Here is a 22,329-nt window from a genome sequence, read left to right on the forward strand (position 1 = left end):
CAGGCGATTAACGTCAATCTAATGACTAAATATGCTAATTGCTAATTTTTTAAGCGGAAACTGTCAATTTTTAGGCACATACAGGACGCCATGGTGTCCTTTTGCCTGCTCTTGCCTCCCGCGTGACCGCCGCGACGTCATCGGAAAACTCACCGGGCGGGGAAGGAAGTACGGGCTGCCGGGGGTTTATGCGATCGACAGGATCCCGGCCAAGGCATACGAAGCGGAGAAGTCATAGATCCATATGAACCTATTAATAGAGTTTCTAATAACTAAATATTTATTAAATCTGTGAGTCAGGTTGTCCTTTCCGGGCTAACGCCGGGCGCCGGACATTTGTCGCCGCGCAGCGCCTCAGCCACCGCAAACACCGCAGGTTTTCGCCGCGCCAGAATGAAAGAGCCCCGCACTCAGGCGGGGCTCTTGCTTGCCGTCAGTCCGGTCGCATCAGGGGATGCAGACACCGTGCTGGCTGCTCTGCGCCAGGTCCATCAGCTCGCGGTTGGCCACGGCGTACATGGCGTAGTCGGTACCCGACGCGGCACGCAGTTCGACCAGCATCGCCCGCCAGCGCTCGACCAGCGGCAGGTGTTGTTCCAGCCACAGGCCGACGCGCGCCTCGACCTCCTTCGGTCCGTCCTGCATCTGCAACACCGAGACGGTGATCGCCCGCTGCTGCCAGTCGAGGTCGTCGCGGAACGCCTCGCGGGCCAGCGCCTGCCAGTTGTTCTCCACCGGCAGGTTGGTGATCTGCTGCAGGTACCAGGTCAGGTCCAGCGCACTGCCCACGGCGAAATAGGCCTTGGCCACTTCCGCGGTGTCCTGGCCGGTCACGTCGGACGCCTCGATGATCGGCAGCAGCGTATACAGGTGGCTGGTGCCGGCCACCATGCGTGCCAGCAGTTCCGGCACGCCGGCGTCGACGTAGGTCTGGTAGCGCGCCTGCCACAGCTCGCGGGTCGGCCCTTCGAGCAGCTCGTTGAGCTTCAGGCCGAGGGCGGCGATGCGCGGGCCGAAGTGGGCCACGTCGCGCGCCGCGTCCAGCTCGTTGCGGCGGCTGCGGAGGAACCAGCGGGTGGCGCGGCGACCGAGACGCATCAGTTCGTCCATCAGGGTCAGCTGGATATCAGCGGGCACCTGGTAGTCGAGGTTCTCGATCTGGCGGAACCAGTGCGGCAGGTGGAACACGTCGCGAACGATCACGTAGGCCCCGGCGACGTTGGCCGCGCTCATGCCGGTGGACTCCTTCAGGCGCTGCACGAAGGTGATGCCCATGTGGTTGACCAGGTCGTTGGCGATCTGCGTGCTGACGATCTCGCGCTTCAGGCGATGGCGGCGCATGGCGTCGCCGAACTTCTCCGCCAGCAATGCCGGGAAGGCGGTCTCCATGTCGCGGGTCAGGTAGTCGTCGTCCGGCACCAGCGATTTCAGCAGCGATTCCTTGAGGTCGATCTTGCTGTAGGAGATCAGCACCGACAGCTCGGCGCGGGTCAGCCCCTGGCCGGCACTGATGCGTTCCGCCAGCTCCTCGTCGGAAGGCAGGAACTCCAGGGCGCGATCGAGCTTGCCACGCGCCTCGAGATCGCCCATCAGCCGCTTGTACTCGGCGATCCGCTCGCGGGCGCGACGTTGCGCCAGGGACAGCGCCTGGGTCTGCTTGTAGTTGTTGCCCAGCACCAGGGCGCCGACCGCGTCGGTCATCTTCACCAGCAGCGCGTTGCGCTGCTTCTCGGTCATGTCGCCGGCCTGCACCACTTCGTTGAGCAGGATCTTGATGTTGACCTCATGGTCGGAGCAGTCCACGCCGCCGGCGTTGTCGATGAAGTCGGTATTGTTGGCGCCGCCGTGCAGGCCGAACTCGACCCGCGCCAGTTGGGTCATGCCCAGGTTGCCGCCCTCGCCCACCACCTTCGCGCGCAGCTCGCGGCCGTCGACGCGCAGACCGTCGTTGGCCTTGTCGCCGACATCGGCGTGGGTTTCCTTGCTCGACTTCACGTAGGTGCCGATCCCGCCGTTCCAGAGCAGGTCGACCGGCGCCTTGAGCAGCGCGTGGATCAGCTCGGTGGGCGCCAGCCTGTCGGCCTGGATGTCGAAGCGCGCCTGCATTTCCGGGGTGATGGCGATGCTCTTGGCGCTGCGCAGGAAGATCCCGCCGCCGGCGGAGATCAGCTTGGCGTCGTAGTCGGCCCAGCTCGAACGCGGCAGGTTGAACAGGCGCTGGCGCTCGACGAAGCTGCTGGCGGCGTCCGGGTTCGGGTCGATGAAGATATGCATGTGGTTGAAAGCGGCCACCAGTTGCAGCTTGTCCGACATCAGCAGGCCGTTGCCGAACACGTCGCCGGCCATGTCGCCGATGCCGATGACGCTGATGTTGTCCTTCTGCACGTCGATGCCGCGCTCGCGGAAATGCCGCTGCACGCTGACCCAGGCGCCCTTGGCGGTAATCCCCATGCCCTTGTGGTCGTAGCCGGCGGAGCCGCCCGAGGCGAAGGCGTCGCCGAGCCAGAAACCGTACTCGGCGGCGATGCCGTTGGCGATGTCGGAGAAGGTCGCCGTGCCCTTGTCCGCGGCGACCACCAGGTAGGGATCGTCCTCGTCGTGGCGGACCACGTTGGCCGGCGGCACCACTTCGCCTTCCTTGAGGTTGTCGGTGATATCGAGCAGGCCGGAAATGAAGATCCGGTAGCAGGCGATCGCCTCGGCCTGGATCTCGTCGCGGCTACCGCCAAGCGGCAGGCGGCGCGGGACGAAGCCGCCCTTGGCGCCGACCGGCACGATCACCGCGTTCTTCACCTGCTGGGCCTTGACCAGGCCGAGCACCTCGGTGCGGAAGTCCTCCTCGCGGTCCGACCAGCGCAAGCCGCCGCGGGCCACCTTGCCGCCGCGCAGGTGCACGCCCTCGACGCGCGGCGAGTAGACGAAGATCTCGTACTTGGGCACCGGCCTGGGCAGCTCCGGGATGGCCTTCGGGTTGAACTTGAAGCTGAAGTAGCTCTTGTTCTGGCCGTTGCCGTCGGGCTGGTAGAAGTTGGTCCGCAGGGTCGCCTTGATCAGGTCGAGGTAGCGCCGCAGGATGCGGTCCTCGTTGAGCACCTGGACTTCGTCGAGGGCACCGAGGATCGCCTGCTCCAGCTTCTGTTGCTTGTCTTCCAGGTCTTCCGCGGTGAGTTTGCGCGCCAGGTAGAAGCGGGTCTTGAACAGCCGCACCAGCTCGCGGGCGATGTCGGTGTGGGCATTCAGCGCACTGGCGATGTAGCCGAGGTCGAAGCCCAGGCGGATCTGCTTCAGGTAACGCGCGTAGGCACGCAGCAGGGCGACGTCGCGCCACGGCAGGTTGGCGGTCAGCACCAGGCGGTTGAAGGCGTCGTTCTCGGCGTCGCCGCTGACGATGTGGACGAAGGCGTCCTGGAGGATCTCGTTGAGCTGCTGGATGTCCACGTCCAGCCCTTCGGCGTAGGTGAAGGCGAAGTCGTGGATCCAGTATTCGCGGCCGTTCTGGTGGCGCAGGCGGTAGGGGAATTCGCCGAGCACGCGCAGGCCGAGGTTCTCCAGGATCGGCAGGACGTCGGACAGGGCCAGCGGGGTGTCGGCGTGGTACAGCTTGCAGTGCAGTTGCTGCTCGCCCTGCGCCAGCGGCTGGTAGAAGCTCATCACCAGCGGGCGCTGCTCGGACAGGCTGAGCAGGTGCTGCAGGTCGACCACCGCGAAGTGCGGGGCGAAGCGCTCGCGATAGCCGGCCGGGAAGCCTTTCGGGAAGTCGGCCAGGACGTTGGTGCCCTTGGCCTCGCCGAGGTTTTCCACCACCAGGCTGCTGTAGTCGTCCTGCCAGGAACGGCAGGCCTGGATCACTTCTTCCTCCAGGCGCGCCGGGTCGATGTCGATGCGCGACTTCGGGTCGACGCGGAGGATGAACTGCACGCGGGCCAGCACCGACTCGGAGAAGAAAGTCCAGAACTCGCAGTCGCTGGCTTGCAGGCGCTCCATCAGGACCTGCTGGATCTTCAGGCGCGTCTCGGTGGAATACACGTCGCGCGGCACGTAGGCCAGGCAGTAGCAGAAGCGACCGTAGGGGTCCTTGCGCAGGAACACGCGGATCTTGTTGCGCTCCTGGATGCGGACGATCGCCAGGGCGGTGCTGAACAGCTCGTCCACCGGGGTCTGGAACAGGTCGTCGCGCGGCAGCACTTCCAGCACCTGGGCGAGTTCCTTGCCGAGGTGGGCCTTGGTGTCGAAACCGGAGCGCCGCATCACTTCGGCGACCTTGCCGCGGATGAAGGGAATGTCGTTGACGCTCTCGTTGTACACCGAGGAGGTGAACAGGCCCATGAAGCGGCACTCGCGGATCACCCGGCCCTTGCCGTCCAGCTCGCGGATCGACACGTAGTCCGGGTAGGCTGGGCGGTGCACACGGCTCGGATGGGCAGCCTTGGCGAAGGACAGCAGGACCGGTTCGCGCAGGTAGGCGACGGCATAGTCCTCGATGTGCAGGTCATCCTTGCTCAGGCCGGCACGCAGCAGACGGGTAAGGCCGAGGAAGGATTTCTCGTCGTAGACCATGCGCCCGCCGTCGGCCTCGTCGGCGACGCTGAATTCCTCGTAGCCGAGGAAGGTGAAGTGGTTGTCCAGCAGCCATTCGAGATAGCTGCGCACTTCCTTCAGTTCCTCCGCCGGCACCTTCAGCTTGGCCTTGCCAAGCCAGGTCAGCAGTTCGCGGGCCTTGGCCTTCATCGGTTCGAAGTCGGCGACGGTCACGCGCACTTCGCCGAGCACCTCCAGGAGGGCCTTCTCCAGCGCCCGCAGTTCGCCGGCGTGGGCACAGCGGTCGATCTCCAGGTACATCAGCGATTCCTGGCTGACGTCCTTGCCCTGGCTACCCTTGGGCAGGATTTCCTTCAGCTCGCCCTTGGCCGAGCGGCGCACGCTGAGGACGTTGGTCTGCAGGGTATGGATGCTGTAGCCGCGACGGTTCAGTTCCATGCGCACCGAGTCGACCAGGAACGGCAGGTCCGGGTGCAGCACTTCCACCGCGGTGTGGGTGGATTGCCAGCCGTGCTTCTCGTAGTCGGGGTTGTATACGCGGACTTCGGGCTGGTCGCGGTCGAAGCGCTCCAGCAGGCGCCAGGCGGAAAGGGTGCAACCGACCAGGTCGGAAAGCCGACGCTGGGTCAGTTCATCGAGGGAGATCAGGCTGAAGAACTGTTCGGCGAACAGCGTGACTTGTGGTAACGCCTTGTCGCCGAGGTGCTGCGCCAGTGCCGTCTGCAGTTGATGCTGGAAATCGGCTTTGCTGGCCGCGGTGAAGAACGCCATGGTTGTACTCCGCTTGGCTTGTTATTTCATGGAGGCGAGCGGTTCGCGGGAAAGGTCGCGAGCAACGCACCTTCGGACCGACCCTCGCTGCGTCCATGAAGTTCAGCAGAAGCTGAGCATTAATCCAGGCAGGCAGGCGCACAGCAAAGGCTGACCGGGAACCGCCCTTTTTCGGCGAGCGACCCGCCGGTCATATCCGACAGAGCTTAACGAGCCGGCAAGGCAAAACACTTACCGTGCTGCGACATATTCGTTCACCCCGGGAGCATCGGCTCACTGCACCGGCAGGAAATGCATGAACAGCAGTCCCTGGGCGTAGTTCACGCTGATCCGCCGGTAGCGTTCGCCGAGCACCTCGGCGAGCAGGTCCAGGCGCGCGACGATCTTGGCGAACTCGCGGGCGTAGCTGAGGTTGCTGGCGTCGTCGGTGAGGGCGTTGGAAAGCAGCAACGGGGCACCCTTGTCGTCCTTGCGGGTAGCCAGCATCCAGGTGGCGACCTCGACGTTGCGCGCGGCGTTGTAGACGTACTGCGCGTCGATTCCCTGATAGACGTAGAACTCGGTGCGCCCGCCATGGGCGGTGATCAGCATGCTGGCCAGGGAGTAGATGAAGGCACCGACGCGGTCGCCCTTGAACGCCGGATCGAGGGAGTAGGACAGCGCGGCGATGTCGCGGCGGCCGCCCAGGTCGCTGAGTTCGCGGTTCTGCTCGATGGCCCGGCGGATCGCCAGCTCGGCGTCGGCCTGGCTCGGCAGGCCGGTCTTCTTCCATTCGGCGGGATTGCGCTTGTACAGCTTCCAGAGCAACTGGTAGAGGCTTTGCAGGTTGTCGCGCATGGCCAGGGTGGCCATGCGATCGGCATCGGTCTGGAGGAATTCGCCGGCGCGCATCGAACCCTGGCTGGTGTCCTCGCCGGCGGCGTTGCGCGGCGCGTTCGAACATCCGCTGGCGAGCGCGCCGAGCAGCAACAGCAGCCCGCCGACCCAGCGCCGCCACCCACGCCGGGCGCGGCCCTCCCCCTTGCGCCGGGCAAGCCCCGGCAATGTCGCTCCTGACAAACGCTCTGTCCATTCGCTGTTCGCATCGCGGAAACCGACCCGCCTGAGCCGGCGAAGTTCCCCGGGCGCGTCGATCCGCCACGCTTCGCGAGGCAGGTCACGGCGAGAGGCGGAGGCTTTTCACCGGCATACCCGCGCGGGTTCACGAATAGGCGCGGCACGAGCGTCGGAGAGTACGCTAGGCAGTCGCCGTGCGCTAACATGTGCGGGATCGGGGGGCCGTCATCCGCCGCAGAGCGGAGCCTTCTCCCCGCCCGCGCGCGCCGGCCTCGCCGTGCGCCACCGAGCGACACCCCAGCAGGCCTTGGAACCGGTAGTCCAGACAATGAGCAACGAGCCAGAAAGCACGCAGCACAAGAGCGCCCTGCAGGGACTGAAGGGCTACCTGTCGAGCCAGATCCTCGGCCAGGAAAAACTCGTCGACCGCCTGCTGATCGCGCTGCTAGCCGACGGCCACCTGCTGGTGGAAGGCGCGCCGGGACTGGCCAAGACCAAGGCCATCAAGGACCTCGCCGAAGGCCTCGAAGCCGAGTTCCACCGTATCCAGTTCACTCCCGACCTGCTCCCCGCCGACATCACCGGCACCGAGATCTACCGTCCGGAGACCGGCACCTTCGTGTTCCAGCAAGGCCCGATCTTCCATCACCTGGTGCTGGCCGACGAGATCAACCGCGCCCCGGCCAAGGTGCAATCGGCGCTGCTCGAAGCCATGGCCGAGCGCCAGGTTTCGGTCGGCCGCAGCACCTACGACCTGCCACAGCTGTTCCTGGTGATGGCGACACAGAACCCGATCGAGCAGGAAGGTACCTACCCGTTGCCGGAAGCCCAGCTCGACCGCTTCCTCATGCACGTCAAGATCGGCTACCCGGAGGCCTCGGTGGAACGCCGCATCCTCCAGCAGGCGCGTGGCGAGGCACTGAACGGCGAGGCCCGGCCGGAGCGCAGGGTGACCCAGGAAACCATCTTCGCCGCGCGCCAGGAAATCCTCGGCCTGTACATGGCCGACGCGGTGGAGGAATACCTGGTGCAACTGATCATGGCCACCCGCACCCCGGCCAAGCACGACGCGGAACTCGCCGAATGGATCTCCTACGGCGCCAGCCCGCGCGGCTCCATCGCCCTCGACCGCTGCGCGCGCGCCCACGCCTGGCTGGGCGGACGCGACTTCGTCAGCCCCGAGGACATCCAGGCGGTGCTGTTCGACGTGCTGCGCCATCGCCTGATCCTGACCTTCGAGGCGGAAGCCGCCGGCATCGACCAGGACCGGGTCGTGCAGCGCATCCTCGACGTGGTCGCCGTGGCCTGAGGCCGCCGCCATGCTGAGCGCCGCCCCTGGCGTCGAACTGGGCCTCGACGAGCTTCTGGAAATGCGCCACCGGCTCCACGAAGCGCGCCTGTTCTCCTCGCAGAACCGCCGCAGCCCGCTGGTCGGCCTGCATCACTCGCGCCTGCGCGGACGCGGCGTGGACTTCGACCAGGTGCGCATCTACCAGCCCGGCGACGACGTACGGACCATCGACTGGCGCGTCACCGCGCGCACCCGCGAGCCGCACACCAAGCTGTTCCACGAGGAACGCGAGCGACCGGTGTTCGTCCTGGTCGAACAGAGCCAGCGCCTGTTCTTCGGCTCCGGCCTGTGCTTCAAGGCGGTGCTGGCGGCACGCGCGGCGGCCTTCATCGGCTGGTCGGCGCTGGCCCACAACGACCGTATCGGCGGCCTGGTATTCAGCGACCGCGACTGCCACGAAATCAAGCCGCGACGCAGCAAGCACAGCCTGCTGCAACTGTTCAACCAGCTATTGCGGGCCAATCGCGAGCTGCGCGAGACGCCGGCCGAGCGACCTGGCGAACTGTTCGGCCTGGCCCTGCGCCGCGCCCGCGAAGTGCTGCGCCCGGGCAGCCTGATCCTGGTGCTGTGCGACGAGCGCACCCTCAATGACGTCGCCGAGCAGCAACTCAGCCTGATCGCACGCCATACCGACCTGGTGCTGCTGCCGCTGTCCGACCCGCTCGACCATGCCCTCCCCGCCGCCGGACTGCTGCGCTTCCGCGAAGGCGCCGCCGACCTCGAGCTGGACACCCACGCCGACGAGCTGCGCCAGGCCTATCGCGAGCTGGCCGAGGCGCGCCGCGCGCGCTGGCAGCGGCTGGCCCAGCGACTGGGCGTGCCGCTGCTGCCGCTGTCGACCCAGGAAGACCTGGTGGAGCAGTTGCGGGACCTGCTGGAACAACACCAGCCGGGGTATCGCGCATGAACCCGCTCGACCGGCTGGAACCGCTTATCGCCCCCCCGCCCATCGGCTGGTGGCCGCCGGCGCCCGGCTGGTGGCTGCTGGCCGCCCTGCTGCCGTTGCTCGGTTGGGGGCTCTGGCGACTGCGCCGGCACCTGCCGCGGCGCACCATCGCCACCCGCGGCGAAGCGCCGCTGGATCCGCTGCGCGAAGCGGCCCTGGCCGAACTGGCCGCGCTTGCCAAGCCCTACGGCAGGGCTTCCGCCGGGCCCTGGCTGCAAGCCATCAACGGCCTGCTCAAGCGGGTCTGCAGGGCGCGCTGGCCAGATAGCGGCAGCCACGCCCTCAGCGGCCGCGCCTGGCTGGCGTTCCTCGACAACCGTTGCCCGGCCGCCGGCCTGACCCGCTGGATGATCCTGGTGGAAGGCGGCTACCGTGCCGACTGCACCCTCGACGACAAGGCCGTGGACGGCCTCGACGCCGCCGTCGCCACCTGGATTCGCAAGCATGTTTGAGTTCGCCTGGCCCTGGGTCTTCGCCCTCGCCCCGTTGCCCTGGCTGCTGCGCCTGGTGCTGCCGGCCGCCGACAGCGGCGAGGCGGCGCTCAAGGTGAGCTTCCTCGACGAACTCGAAAGCCTCGCCGGACGCCGTGCCCGCGCACGCCTGCCGGCCTGGCGGCAGCAGGTGCGCTTCGCCCTGCTCTGGTTCCTCCTGCTGCTCGCCGCGGCCCGCCCGCAGTGGGTCGGCGAACCCCTGCCGCTCCCCGCCAGCGGCCGTGACCTGCTGCTCGCGGTGGATGTCTCCGGCTCCATGGACTACCGCGACATGCGCTGGCAGGACGACGAGATCAGCCGCCTGGAACTGATCAAGAAACTCTTCGGCGACTTCATCGAAGACCGTCGTGGCGACCGCGTCGGCCTGATCCTGTTCGGCAGCCAGGCCTACCTGCAGGCGCCGCTGACCTTCGACCGGCACACCGTGCGGGTCTGGCTGGACGAGGCGCAGATCGGCATCGCCGGCAAGAACACCGCGATCGGCGACGCCATCGGCCTGGCGGTCAAGCGCCTGCGCCAGCGGCCCGCGGAAAGCCGGGTGCTGGTGCTGATCACCGACGGCGCCAACACCGGCGGACAGATAGCCCCGCAGATCGCCGCGCAACTGGCCGCCGAGCAACAGGTGAAGATCTACACCATCGGCGTCGGCGCCGACCCGCAGCAGGGCGGCGTGCCCGGCCTGTTCGGCTTCAACCCGGGGCTCGATCTCGACGAGCCGACCCTGCGCGGTATCGCCGAGATCACTGGCGGCGAATACTTCCGCGCGCGATCCAGCGCCGAGCTGGAAAGCATTTCCGCGACCCTCGATCGCCTCGAACCGGTCGCCCAGCAGACTACCCGGGCGCGCCCGGCCCTGGCGCTGTACAGTTGGCCGCTGGCCGCCGCCCTCGGCCTGAGCGTGCTGCTGGTGGCGCTGGAACTCTGGCCACGGGAAAACCGGACCTGGCCGCGCCGCCGTTCCGGGAGGCAACCATGAACCTGTTGCTGGACGCCTGGCCGCACTGGCTGCGCCCCTACTGGCTGCTGCTGGCGCCGCTGCTTGGCTGGTTGCTGTGGAAGCTGCTGCATCGCCAGCGTCGTGCCGGACGCTGGCAATTGCTGCTGCCGACGGCCTTCCAGCCCTGGCTGCTGGTCGGCGGCGCCGGGCGGCAGAACCGCATGCCCTGGATCTGCCTCGGCATCGCCTGGCTGCTGGCCCTGCTGGCCTTGCTCGGGCCCAGTTGGCAGCAACTGGAACAGCCCTCGATGAAGCGTAGCGACCCGCTGGTGGCGATCCTCCAGCTGACTCCCGGGATGCTTGCCGGCGACCTGTCGCCGACCCGCCTGGAACAGGCCCGGCGCAAGCTGCTCGACCTGCTTCGCACGCGCAACGACGCGCAGACCGCGATCGTCGTCTACGCCGGCAGCGCGCATACCCTGGTGCCGCTGTCGGACGACCAGCTCACCGCGCGCAACCTGCTCGACGCCCTGAAACCTTCGATCATGCCCGAGCCCGGCCAGCGCGCCGACCTCGCGGTGCGCCAGGCCCTCGACCTGCTGGAACAGGGCGCCCAGGGCCGCGGCCGCCTGCTGCTGCTGACCAGCGGGCTGAGCGAACCCGAGCGCCAGGGCATCCGCAGCGCCCTCGAGCACCGGGCGGCGCGCCTCGCCGTGCTCGGCGTCGGCACGCCGAAGGGCGCTCCGGTGCAGCAGGAGGATGGCAGCTTCCTCAAGGACGATCAGGGCGGCATCCTCCTGCCCAGGCTCGACGAAAGCGGGCTGCGCCGCTTCGCCGTGGAGATCGGCGCCGGCTACCAGCGCCTGCGGCCGAACGACCGCGACCTCGACAGCCTCGGCCTGCTGGCCCGCGGCGGCACGCTGGAGGAAGACCGCGAGAACGCCCTGCTGCGCTTGCAGCGCTGGGCCGACCAGGGGTACTGGCTGCTCCTGCCGCTGCTCCTGCTGGCCGCCTGTGCCGGACGGCGCGGCTGGCTGTTCTGCCTGCCGCTGTTGATGCTGAGCCTGCCGCAACCGGCCATGGCCTTCCAGTTCGAAGACCTCTGGCTGCGTCCGGACCAGCAAGGCCAGCGCCTGTTGCAACGGGGCCAGGCGGACGAGGCGGCGAAGCGCTTCGAGGACTTCCGCTGGAAAGGCCTGTCGCTCTACCAGGCCCGCGACTACGCCGCCGCGGCCCAGGCCTTCGCCCAGGGCGACCAGGCCGACGATCACTACAACCGTGGCAACGCCCTGGCCCGCCAGGGCGAACTGGAAGCCGCCGTCGACGCCTACGAACAAGCCCTGGAGCGCCAGCCGCAACTGGTCGCCGCGCAACGCAACAAGGCCCTGGTCGAGGAACTGCTGCGCCAGCGCCAGGAACAGGCGGCGCAGCAGCAGGCCGGCGAGAACAAGGAACAGCGCCAGGAAGCGAGCCAGCAGAGCCCGCCATCCGGAAGCAGCCAGCGGCCGCCGCGCGATGCGGCGACCGTCGATGCGCAGAAGGCCCAGGCCGCGGCGCCCTCGACCAGCCTGCCGGAAGACGAAGGCGAGAAGACCGCCGGAGCACCCGGCCAAGCGCAGCCGCAGCCCGACGCCGAGGACGAGCGGACGGGTGACGAGGAAGCCGACGACGGACTCGACGACGAACGTCGCCAGGCCCTCGAGCAATGGCTGCGACAGATTCCCGACGATCCCGCCGAGTTGCTGCGGCGCAAGTTCTGGTACCAACAGCAGCAACGCCAGGAAGCCACGCCATGATCCGCCTGTTCTGCAGCCTGCTTCTCGCGCTCCTCTGCGTCTCCGCCCACGCCAGCTTCAGCGCCAGCGTCGATCGCGCCCGCCTGACCGAAGGGGAAAGCGTCGAACTGACGCTGGAATCGGACGACCCGACCCTCTTCGGCAAGCCCGACCTGAGCCCGCTGGACGCCCTCTTCGAGGTCCTCGGCACGCGCCAGGTCAACCGTCTCGCCACGCAGAACGGTCGGGCCCAGGCCACCACCCGCTGGATCGTCACCCTCCTGCCGAAGCAGAGCGGCTACGTGGCGATCCCGCCGATCAGCCTCGGCGCCAGCAGCACCCAGCCGATCAGGCTGCACGTACTGGAGGCGCGCGACCGCGCCAAGAGCAGCAAGCTGGCGCCGGTCTTCATCGATGCCAGCGTCGACCAGGAGAAGGTCTACGTGCAGGCCCAGGCGATCCTCACCCTGCGCATCTACCACTCGGTATCGCTATACGACGACAGCAGCCTGACCCCGCTGACGATGAACGACGCGAAGGTCGAACAGCTCGGCGAGGCGCGTACCTACGAGAAGGAGATCAACGGCATCCGCCACGGCGTGATCGAGGTGCGCTACGCGATCTTCCCGCAGAAGAGCGGCACCCTGGAGATTCCTGCGCAAGCCTTCAGCGCGACCCTGGTCGACCGTGGCAGCGACGACTACAACCCCTTCGGCCCGCGCCCCGGCCGGCAGATGCGGGTGACTTCGCCGAGCATCCCGCTGCAGGTCCGGCCCAAGCCTGCCGACTATCCGGCCGACGCGCCCTGGATGCCGGCCCGCGCGCTGAGCATCAGCGAAAGCTGGAGCCCGCAGCCGGAGCAGGCGCAGGTCGGCGAATCGCTGACGCGCAATGTGCTGCTGAAGGTCGAGGGGCTTTCCGGCACCCAGCTTCCGCCGTTGCCGCTGCCCGACGTGCAAGGCCTGCGGCGCTACCCGGACCAACCGCAGCTGGCCGACCAGAGCACCGACCAGGGCCTCATCGGCAGTCGCGAGGAACGCGAGGCGCTGGTGCCCGAGCAGGCCGGGCGCATCGAGTTGCCGGCGCTCGAAGTGGTCTGGTGGAACACCCGCGAAGACCGCCTGGAGCGCACCAGCCTGCCACCGCGCACCCTGGAAGTGGCCGCCGCGCCGCAGGCCGAGGCGGAGCCGCCGGCAGCGGCGCTGCCGCTCGGCGAACGCCTGGAACCGACGCTGTGGCCCTGGCAACTGGCTACCGCCGTGCTGGCCCTGACCACCCTGCTCGGCTTCGGCCTCTGGTGGCGCGCCCGCCAGCTGCCGGCGGTGATCCGCGCCGCAGCCAACGGCCCGAGCAGCCGCAGCCTGCTCGACGAGCTGCGCCGCGCCTGCCTGGCCAACGATCCCCAGGCGACCCGCCAGGCCCTGGACGCCTGGGCTCGTCAGCAACCCGATACCCTGGCCGACATGGCGGCCCGCTTCGTACCGCTGTCCGACGCCCTGGATGGCCTCAACGGCGCGCTGTACAGCGAGAGCGGCCATTCCTGGCAGGGCGAGGACCTGTGGCGGGCGATCCGCGCCCTGCCCACCACGGAACAAGCGCCGGCGGGAGCGGTCGACAATGGCGGCCTGCCACCGCTCTATCCGCGCTGAACGGCGCTATGGTTAGGACTGGCACGACATTCCGATTCCGCAAGAGGGCCCGCATGCGCTTCCGTACCCTGTACCTCGTCCTGTGCGGCCTGCTCCTGGGCCACGCCGCGACGGCCGCCGAACCGCCGACCGCGCCCACGCCGCCGACGCAGCCGGCCGAAGGGCCGGGCGGCGCGGCCTATCGCCATGCCAGCGTGCATCAGTGGCACTTCGGCGAAGGCGCTCGCGAATACTGGGTGTTCACCCCCGAGCAACCGGTCCCCGGCAACGCTCCGCTGGTGATCTTCCTGCACGGCTGGAGCGTGATGCAGCCGGACCTCTACCGCGCCTGGATCGACCATATCGTTCGCCGCGGCATGGTGGTGGTCTACCCGCGCTACCAGCCGGACCTGAAGACGCCCAACGCAGACTTCCTCGACAATGCCGCCGGCGCCCTCGGCGACGCTCTCAGGCGCCTGCAGGCCGGCGAGCTGGGGGTGCGCCCGCGGCTGAACCAGGTCGCCTACCTCGGCCACTCCGCCGGCGGACTGCTCGCCGCCAACCTGGCGGCCGCCAGCGAACGCCTGAAGCTGCCGGCGGCGAAGGCGCTGATGGTGGTCGAGCCCGGCAAGAGCCAGGGCAAGCGCTGGGACGGCGTGGCCCAGGAACGCCTGTCGGGGCTGGCCAAGGGTACCCTGCTGCTGGCGGTCTGCGGCGACGAGGACAGCCACGTGGCCTGCACCGACGCCAAGCGCATCTACCGCCAGAGCCGGCACATTCCGCCCAGCGACAAGAACCTCCTGCTGCTGCGCAGCGATCGCCACGGCGCTCCGCCGCTGCTGGCCAACCACGCGGCGCCCACCGCGCCGGTATTCGGCCCGCAGTATCCGAAGGAAGAAGACAGCGACTGGTTGCTCGACCGCGTCGAGAAGCGCCTCGAAGTCCAGCAGGCCGAAGGCCGCTATACCGGCCACGACCCGCTGGTGATCGACGCCCTCGACTGGTACGGCACCTGGAAGCTGTTCGATGGCCTCACCGACGCGGCGTTCTACAACCGCAACCGCCAGTACGCCCTGGGCGCTACGCCGGAGCAGACCGGCATGGGCCAGTGGAGCGACGGCACCCCGGTGAAGCCAATCAAGGTGCTCAAGTAGCCAGCGCTAGAAGTCGTAGCTCAGGCGCAGGTTGACGGCGCTGCCGCCGACCCGCTCGCCTTTCGTCCCCTGCAGCTCCAGGCTGCCCTGCAACGGACCGCGGCGGGCGTGCAGCGCCATCCCCGCACTGAACAGGTCGCGCCCCCGATGGGCCGAAACCTGCTTCAGGTCGACGCCCTGCAGGCTAGCCTCGGTGTGGCTCGCCGGCACTCCCAGGGCACGCTCGTAGCCCAGGTTCAGCTCCGGCTCCAGCGACCAGTCGGCCACCCGCAGGCTGCGCGCGACGCTCAGTTCCAGGGTGGCGAAGGTCGCATCCCTGGCCGCGCGGTCGACGTCCAGCGCCAGCTCGCTGTGCTTTTCGCGGAAACCTTTCCATTCCGTGCGGGTCGCCAGCAGGCCGACCCGCGGCTCGACCCGCCAATCGTCCTTGCGCCAGCGGTAGCCGCTCTTGACGCTGGCGTGGTAGAGCCAGCCCTCGCTGTCGCCCTTGGCCGTGGCAAAGCCCGGCAGGCGCCGCTTGCTGGCGGCGTCGAGGTAGCCGGCGCCGAGCATGGCACTGACGTAACCGCCCTGTTCCAGGCTGTCGAAGGCGTGTAGCAAGCCCACGGCGAGCTGGGTGATGTCCAGCTCGACCTTGCCGCCGGCGCTGTTGATCCGTCCCTTGGTCTGCGCCAGCGTCGCGCCGCCCTGGGTTCGTTCGTCGAGCGCCTGGACCAGGCCCAGGGCAATGCCGTCGCTACGCTCGCGACTGCCGCTGACGCCTGAGCGCCCCTCGTTGCGCAAGCCGGAAGCGAGCCCCTGGAACCACAACCGCGGCGCCTGCCCGGGCTGCGCCCAGGAAAGCTCGCCGAACATCGCGCGATCCACTTGCGACGGCTGCCGACTCAGGTAGGCCAGGCTGTCGGCATACACCTGGCCGCCGGCGCTGCGTGGCAGGCCAGCGAGATCGCCGCGCGCCAGGCTGGCCTGCAGCCAATCGTTGTAGGCGCCGGGGCGCAGGGCGATGGGCCGGTCACGGAGCGCGTTCAACGCCGCCGCGGAACGCCCGGCGTTGCCTTGTAGGTTGACCTGCCCCGGCAGGTCGAGCGGAGCCAGGGCCAGGGCGATGCCATCCGCAGCGAAGCGCAAGTCGTGGCGCAGGCCCCGCGCGGCCAGGCCCGGCGCCTGTTGCAAGGCATCGAAACCGCCCTGGTAGGTGGCGCCCCGCGCGACCGTCAGGAACTTCTGCCCCGCCCCCGCCGCATCGGCCGCCGTCAGTTGCAGCCGCCCGCCCAACCGGGCGAAAGCAGCCGCGCCGTCGAGGCGAATCGGCGGTTGCCCGCCCAGCGCCACCCGGGTCGTGCTCGACGGCGACAGTTCGAGCGAGCGGGTGAAACTCGGCGCGCCCGCGAGGCGGTCGGCGGCGAGCACACCGTCGATCCGGGTCGGCGCGGCAATGGTGCCGCCGCCGCCCAGCTCGCCGGCCCGGGCTACCCTCAACCCCGGTCCTTCGAGCGTGCCGTCCACCACCAGGCGCCCGCCGCGAACCTCGCTGGCGGCAGAGAACCGGTTGCGCCCGGCGAGCGCCAGTTCGCCGGCCTCGACCGCGACCCCGGCGAAACGGTTATCGCCCGACAGCCGCAGCGCGCCGCTGCCGGCCTTGCCAAGCATGCCACCGGCGCGGATGTCGTTGTTCCAGGCATCCCTGGCATTCCAGCCGCCGCGCGCCGCGTCCAGCGTCACCCGCTGATCGCCGAACAGCTGGCCTGGTCCACGTACCGCCCGGGCCAGGTCCAGCAACCCCCAGCCGAAACGCGCGTCGACCCCAGGCTCGCCAAGATCGACGGCGGTGCTCAACATGGTCATCCGCACCTGCGCCATGTCCATGTAGGGAAAACGCTCGGCCAGCAATGCCGCGCTGGCGCTGACTAGCGGCGTGGCGTAGGAGGTACCGCTCTGGTCGGCATAGGTGTAGGTCAAGCGTTCGGCCGAGGCACCGTTCGCCGCGGCCACGTACATGTCGCCGGGCGCCGCCAGGCACCAGTCTTTCGTCACCCCGCACTGGTTGGAGTAGTCGGTGAGGTCGCGGTCCGGACCCAGCGCGACCACGCTGAGGAAACCGCTTTCCAGTCCGGGCATGAAGCGCGGCAAGGTGGCGAGCAAGCCGGGCTGCGCGCGGCTTTCGTTGCCGGCTGCGAACACCAGCAGGCGCCCGTCGCGCACGCCGTCGGCCAGGGCATTCAGGTAGGGATGCGGCGCTGCGGGATCGATCGCCGCATAAGCGGCATCCACCGCGGCGGCGTCATTGCCGATAGGATCGTCGTTGTAGCTGTTGTTGATGATCCGTACCGTCGGCGCGCCCCGGTAGAGGGTGCTCAGGGCGCCATGGACGAGTTCCTCGCTGCCCGGTTGCAGCAGGCTGGCCTGGCTCGCTGCTTCGTCTTGTTCCTCCTCTATGTCGGCATCCTCGTCATCGGCTTCGTCGCTGGGCCTGATTTGCGTCTGGAAAAGCCCGACCTTCGGCGCCACGCCACCACGATAGGTGAAATCGGCAATGACCTCCGGCCTGGCCGCGATGATTCCGCTGACATTCGCGCCATGGCTGGCGACCTGGATTTCTCCGCTTTGCTCATCGCGATCGAAGAGCGGCCGGGAGGGATCGGCGATCGCTTCCTCGCCGTCGATGGCCACTCGGTTGGCCAGCGGAGTGATCGCCTGGCCGGCGAACGCCGGATGCTGCGGAAGGAAACCGCCATCGATCACCCCGACATCCACGCCTTTGCCGGTCAGGCCCAACGCGCGCGCGACCGGCACGCCGATGAAGTCCTGCTCCCAGCCGCTGGACCGGGCTTCGGCCAACGCACAGGGCGACAGCGATAGCGAAACGCCCAGCGGCACCAGTGTGCGTATCCCGCACTTTCGAACATCCTTCCAACGCGTCGTCCGCGACATGGCAAAAAATCCCCCAAAAACGAAAGGCACCCGCACTCTTCGCGGATGGCACCCGGCAATAGCCTGGCGGCTAGCGTTCCGAGCAGGCGCACGCTAGCTCCCGGGGGGTTAAAAAAGGCTTAACGCGGACACGCCGACGGGAGCGGCACGGGGTCACAGCGGAGGCGCAAACCGGGTGGGCAACTGGACAGCCCGCGCCCCGATCGACGAACATCGCTGCCCGACTCGCGAAAACCGCCGACCGCCCGCCTCTCCCGAACCGCCCATGGCGCGACGGCCATCCACCGCCAGTCGACCAGCCCATTCGTCACGCGACCCAGGCCATGCATATCCACGTACTCGTCGTCGAAGACAACTTCGATCTCGCCGGCACCGTCATCGACTACCTCGAGGCCGCCGGGGTGGTCTGCGATCACGCCCGCGACGGCCAGGCCGGCCTCAACCTGGCGCGCGCCAACCGCTACGACGTGATCCTGCTGGACATCATGCTGCCGCGCATCAACGGCCGGCAGGTCTGTCGCCAGCTGCGCGAAGCCGGCCTGCAGACCCCGGTACTCATGCTCACCGCCCTGGATACCCTGCAGGACAAGCTCGACGGCTTCGACGCCGGCGCCGACGACTATCTGCTCAAGCCCTTCGAACTGCCGGAGCTGCTGGTCCGCCTGCAAGCCCTCAGCCGGCGCCGCAGCGGCCAGGCCCAGCGCCTGCAGGTCGACGACCTGGTGATGGACCTCGACAGCCGCCAGGCCAGCCGCGGCGGCACGCCCCTGGCGCTGTCCCCCACCGCCTGGAAGATCCTCGAGTGCCTGATGCGCGCCAGCCCCGCGCTGGTCACCCGCGAGCAGCTGGGGCGCAGCGTCTGGGGCGACGAGCCGCCGGAAAGCAACACCCTCAACGTGCACATGCACCACCTGCGCAGCACCGTCGACAAGGGGTTCGCCACCCCTCTGATCCATACCCTGCACAGCGTCGGCTTCCAACTGGAGCGCAAATGAAACGCGGCCTGAGCCTGATCCCCATCGTCGGTGGCGGCGTCAGCCTGATCCTCGCCGGGGTGCTGCTGGTCTACACGCGCATGCTCGGCGACTACGGCGAGACCGGCGCCCTCTACCTGCTCAGCATGATGATGGAAGAGGAAGGGCTGTACTTCGCCCAGCGCTACCAGGAAGACCCGGCTACGCCGGCGCCGGACAGCTACTACTTCAAGGGCAGCGTCGGCACCGCGGGGCTGCCGCCGAAACTCAGGGAGATGCTCGACACCCCACCCTACAAGAGCATCGGCGCCATGCAACTGCTCGGCAACTGGGACGACGATGACGAAGAGGAGGATGACGACGCGCCCAGCGACGATGCCTACGTGGTGGTCCGCCAGCCACTGGCCGACGGCAAGACGCTCTACCTCTACGACAACGACGCCGCCGGCAGCATCGACACGCCGCTGTCCGACGCCATCATCGACGCCCGCGTCAGGCAGACCTGGATCGTCACCCTATCGGTCACCCTGCCTTCGCTGGCCGCCGTCGGCCTGCTGGTCTGGTTCATCGTCGCGCCGTTGCGCAAGCTGACGCGCTGGTCGATGACCCTCGATGACCTCGCCCCGGACAGCCAGCGGCCGCGCTTCAACTACCGCGAACTCAACGTGCTGGCGGATACCCTGTGGAACAGCGTGACCCGGATCAAGGACTTCAGCCAGCGCGAGGAGCGCTTCCTGCGCTACGCCAGCCATGAGCTGCGCACCCCGCTGGCGGTGATCGGCATGAACCTGGAGCTGCTCGACCAACCCGGCCGCGCGCCCTCCCCGCATGCCTTGCAACGCATCCGCCGCTCGGCGCTGGGCATGCAGCAGATGACCGAGACCCTGCTCTGGCTCAGCCGCGAGAGCGGCGAACTGCGCGACGACGGACACATCGAGGTCGGCCGCCTGCTGGAGGAACTGCTCGAGGAACAGCAGGCGCTGAGCCAGCGCCGCGGCCTGACCTTCCACCTCGACGTGGAGCCACACAGCCTGCCGCAGACCCGCGCACGGATCATCATCGGCAACCTGCTGCGCAACGCCCTGCAGTACAGCGACGAGGGCGTGGTGGAAATCGTCGTGCGCGACCGCAGCCTGCTGATCAGCAACCCCATCGGCGCGGCCCAGGGCACGGAGGAGTCGATGGCGTTCGGTTATGGCCTGGGCCTCGACCTGGTCCAGCGCCTGTGCCAGAAGAGCGGCTGGCGCCTGCATTACAGCAGCGACGAGCAGCGCTTCCGCTGCGAGCTGCTGTTCCCCGCCACACCGGACTGAAGCGCGGCGGCCTTCCTCCGCGCGAAAAAAACCGCGGCCGGGGCCGCGGTCTTGGCGAGGCTCGGTGCGACTCAGTGAGCGAACAGCGAGGCCTTCCTGGCCTGCAGCTTGGCCGGGTTGATCAGGAAACGCGCCAGGGCCGGCAGCAGCCAGAGGGCGCCGAACATGTTCCAGAGCAGCATGAAGGTCAGCATCAGGCCCATGTCGGCCTGGAACTTGATCGCCGAGAAGATCCAGGTGGCCACGCCGATCGCCAGGCACAGGCCGGTGAACAGCACCGCCTTGCCGGTGGAGCGGAGGGTCTCGTAGTAGGCCTCCTGCAACGGCAGGCCCATGCGCAGGAAAGACTCCAGGCGGGTGTAGATGTAGATCCCGTAGTCCACCCCGATGCCGACGCCGAGGGCGATCACCGGCAGGGTCGCGACCTTCACGCCGATGCCCAGCGCCGCCATCAGCGCGTTGCCCAGCACCGAGGTGAGGATCAGCGGCAGGACGATGCAGAGGGTCGCGGCGAAGGAACGGAAGGTGATCATGCACATGGCCGCCACGCAGATGTACACCAGCACCAGGATGATCAGTTCGGACTGCTTGATCACCTCGTTGGTGGCGGCCTCGATCCCGGCGTTGCCGGCGGCCAGCTGGAACTGCAGGTCGTCCTTGTCGTTCTCCGCGGCGAAGGCCTGCACCGCCGCCACCGCGCGGTCGAGGGTCTCGGCCTTGTGGTCGTTGAGGAAGACCAGCAGCGGCGCCAGCGAGCAGTCGGTGTTGTAGAGACCGTCGGCACGGGCGATGGAGTTGTTCAGCACGTCCTGGTTGCGCGACAGGGTCTCCCATTTCAGGTTGCCTTCGTTCATCCCCTTGATCACCTGCTTGGACACGGTGACCATCGAGATCGCCGACTGCACGCCCTCGGTGTTCTCCAGCTTCCAGGCCAGCTCGTCCATGGCCGCCAGGGCCTGGTGGGTGGAGCAGCCTTCCGGGGAGGTCTTGACCATCACCACCAGCACGTCCGAACTGGTCGAGTAGTTGCGGATGATGAAGTCGTTGTCGAGGTTGTAGCGCGAGTCGGGACGCAGTTCCGGCGCGCCCTGGTCGAGGTCGCCGATCTTCAGGTGCTTGCCGTACCAGAGGCCGCCGCCGAGCATCAGCAGGGCGATGGCGATGGACACCGGGGCCACCTTCGGGCTGGCGAAGTTCGACAGCAGGCGCCAGAACGGGTGCTCGCGCACCGCGTCGTCCTTGCTGCGCTGTACCGCCTTCTTGCTGATGCCGATGTAGGAGATCGCCACGGGCAGCAGGATCAGGTTGGTGAAGACGATCACCGCCACGCCGATCGAGGCGCCGATGGCCAGCTCGCGGATCACCCCGATGTCGATCACCAGCAGGGTGATGAAGCCGACGGCGTCGGCGAGGATCGCGATCATCCCCGGCAGGAACAGTTGGCGGAAGGTCAGCCGCGCCGCCATCAGCGCATTGTCGGCGCCGCTGGACTGCAAGGCGATGCCATTGATCTTCTGCACGCCGTGGGAAATACCGATGGCGAAGATCAGGAACGGCACCAGCATCGAATAGGGATCGAGGCCGAAACCGACCAGGTTGAGCAGGCCGAGCTGCCAGAGCACCGCCACCAGGGTGGTGATCAGCACGGCGATGGTGCTGCGGATGCACTTGGTGAACCAGTACAGCAGGACCAGGGTGATCAGCAGGCAGATACCGAAGAAGCCGACCACCATCACCAGCCCGTCGATCAGGTCGCCGACCTTCTTCGCGAAGCCGACGATGTGCACCTTCACGTTGGGGTTCTGCAACTGGTACTTGTCGCGGATCTTCTCTTCCAGCTCATGGGAGAACTGGCGGTAGTCGAGCTTGATCAGTTCGCTCTGGTTCTTCGGATTCGGGTACATCTCCAGCAGCGGTACGTCGACGATGCTCGACTTGAAGTTGTTCGCCACCAGGCGGCCGATCTGCCCGGACTTGAGCACGTTGTTGCGCAGTTCCTCCAGCGCCCGCGGCGAACCGTCGTAGGTCTGCGGGATCACCTCACCGCCGGCGAAGCCTTCCTCGGTCACTTCGGTCCAGCGCACGCTGGGGCTCCACAACGACTTCAGGCCGGAACGGTCGACGCCGGGGATGTAGAACACCTCGTCATGGATCTGCCGGAGCGTCTCCATGTACTCCTTGGTGAAGATGTCGCCGTTCACCGCCTCCACCGAGATGCGCACGGTGTTGCCGAGGTTGGCCAGGTCGTTGCGGTGCTCGAGCATTTTCTGGATGAACGGGTGCTCCAGCGGGATCATCTTCTCGAAGCTGGTGGACGGCCGCACCTGGGTGGCCTGGTAGAACAGGAAGACGCTGACCAGCAGGCAGAGGAAGATCACCACCGGCCGGTTGTTGAAGATCAGGCGTTCGAGCAGGCTCGCCTTGTTTTGCTGATGCTGGTTCATGGCACTCATGCGACCCCCG

At 67.9% G+C, this 22,329-nt stretch carries 13 protein-coding genes; 9 read left to right on the top strand and 4 right to left on the bottom strand.

Annotated elements, in window-relative coordinates:
• Positions 1–447: 447 nt before the first annotated feature.
• On the bottom strand, positions 448–5,310 hold the full coding sequence (gene gdhB / locus LT948_RS14645) for an NAD-glutamate dehydrogenase GdhB (protein ID WP_033996114.1): 4,863 nt from the start codon (positions 5,308–5,310) through the stop codon (positions 448–450).
• Between the two features lie 273 nt (positions 5,311–5,583).
• A complete protein-coding gene (locus LT948_RS14650; RefSeq protein ID WP_003091293.1) occupies positions 5,584–6,354 on the bottom strand; it encodes a hypothetical protein in 771 nt (256 codons plus the stop codon).
• A 340-nt stretch (positions 6,355–6,694) separates the two neighbouring features.
• Between LT948_RS14650 and LT948_RS14655 the strand changes: the two genes are divergently transcribed.
• The 7 genes from LT948_RS14655 to LT948_RS14685 are packed head-to-tail and all read left to right on the top strand — an operon-like array spanning position 6,695 to position 14,648.
• Entirely contained in the window at positions 6,695–7,675 is a 981-nt protein-coding gene (locus LT948_RS14655) for an AAA family ATPase (protein WP_003091294.1), read from the top strand.
• Positions 7,676–7,685: 10 nt separating this feature from the next.
• Positions 7,686–8,624 (top strand): DUF58 domain-containing protein, encoded by a 939-nt coding sequence (locus tag LT948_RS14660; protein WP_003091295.1) that lies wholly within the window; start codon positions 7,686–7,688, stop codon positions 8,622–8,624.
• On the top strand, positions 8,621–9,115 hold the full coding sequence (locus LT948_RS14665; protein WP_003091296.1) for a DUF4381 domain-containing protein: 495 nt from the start codon (positions 8,621–8,623) through the stop codon (positions 9,113–9,115). The genes LT948_RS14660 and LT948_RS14665 overlap by 4 nt, the downstream gene beginning before the upstream one ends.
• Positions 9,108–10,130 carry a vWA domain-containing protein gene (locus tag LT948_RS14670; RefSeq protein WP_003091297.1) on the top strand — a complete coding sequence of 341 codons (1,023 nt, stop codon included), beginning with the start codon at positions 9,108–9,110 and terminating at the stop codon, positions 10,128–10,130. Before LT948_RS14665 ends, LT948_RS14670 begins: the two co-directional genes overlap by 8 nt.
• Positions 10,127–11,887: a VWA domain-containing protein gene (locus LT948_RS14675; RefSeq protein ID WP_003091298.1), complete on the top strand. Its 1,761-nt coding sequence runs from the start codon at positions 10,127–10,129 to the stop codon at positions 11,885–11,887. The genes LT948_RS14670 and LT948_RS14675 overlap by 4 nt, the downstream gene beginning before the upstream one ends.
• Positions 11,884–13,515 carry a BatD family protein gene (locus tag LT948_RS14680; protein ID WP_003091302.1) on the top strand — a complete coding sequence of 544 codons (1,632 nt, stop codon included), beginning with the start codon at positions 11,884–11,886 and terminating at the stop codon, positions 13,513–13,515. The genes LT948_RS14675 and LT948_RS14680 overlap by 4 nt, the downstream gene beginning before the upstream one ends.
• Positions 13,516–13,568: 53 nt before the next feature.
• On the top strand, positions 13,569–14,648 hold the full coding sequence (locus LT948_RS14685; RefSeq protein WP_003112115.1) for an alpha/beta hydrolase fold domain-containing protein: 1,080 nt from the start codon (positions 13,569–13,571) through the stop codon (positions 14,646–14,648).
• Positions 14,649–14,654: 6 nt separating this feature from the next.
• On the opposite strand, the gene LT948_RS14690 is transcribed toward LT948_RS14685, so the two are convergent.
• Positions 14,655–17,525: a S8 family serine peptidase gene (locus tag LT948_RS14690; protein WP_003091308.1), complete on the bottom strand. Its 2,871-nt coding sequence runs from the start codon at positions 17,523–17,525 to the stop codon at positions 14,655–14,657.
• 377 nt (positions 17,526–17,902) lie between these two features.
• Here LT948_RS14690 and cprR point away from each other — a divergent pair, with 377 nt between their 5' ends.
• Together cprR and cprS are read left to right on the top strand one after the other, a co-directional pair.
• Positions 17,903–18,574: a cationic peptide response regulator transcription factor CprR gene (gene cprR / locus LT948_RS14695; protein ID WP_003091311.1), complete on the top strand. Its 672-nt coding sequence runs from the start codon at positions 17,903–17,905 to the stop codon at positions 18,572–18,574.
• Positions 18,571–19,866 (top strand): cationic peptide sensor histidine kinase CprS, encoded by a 1,296-nt coding sequence (cprS, locus tag LT948_RS14700; protein WP_003110077.1) that lies wholly within the window; start codon positions 18,571–18,573, stop codon positions 19,864–19,866. Before cprR ends, cprS begins: the two co-directional genes overlap by 4 nt.
• Positions 19,867–19,937: 71 nt before the next feature.
• Here the strand turns inward: cprS and LT948_RS14705 are convergent, their stop codons facing one another.
• Complete coding sequence (locus tag LT948_RS14705) at positions 19,938–22,319, bottom strand: efflux RND transporter permease subunit (protein WP_003110076.1); 2,382 nt, start codon at positions 22,317–22,319, stop codon at positions 19,938–19,940.
• Between the last annotated feature and the right edge of the window lie 10 nt (positions 22,320–22,329).

The organism is Pseudomonas sp. CP-1 (assembly GCF_021213715.1).
Taxonomy (GTDB): Bacteria; Pseudomonadota; Gammaproteobacteria; order Pseudomonadales; family Pseudomonadaceae; genus Pseudomonas; species Pseudomonas aeruginosa.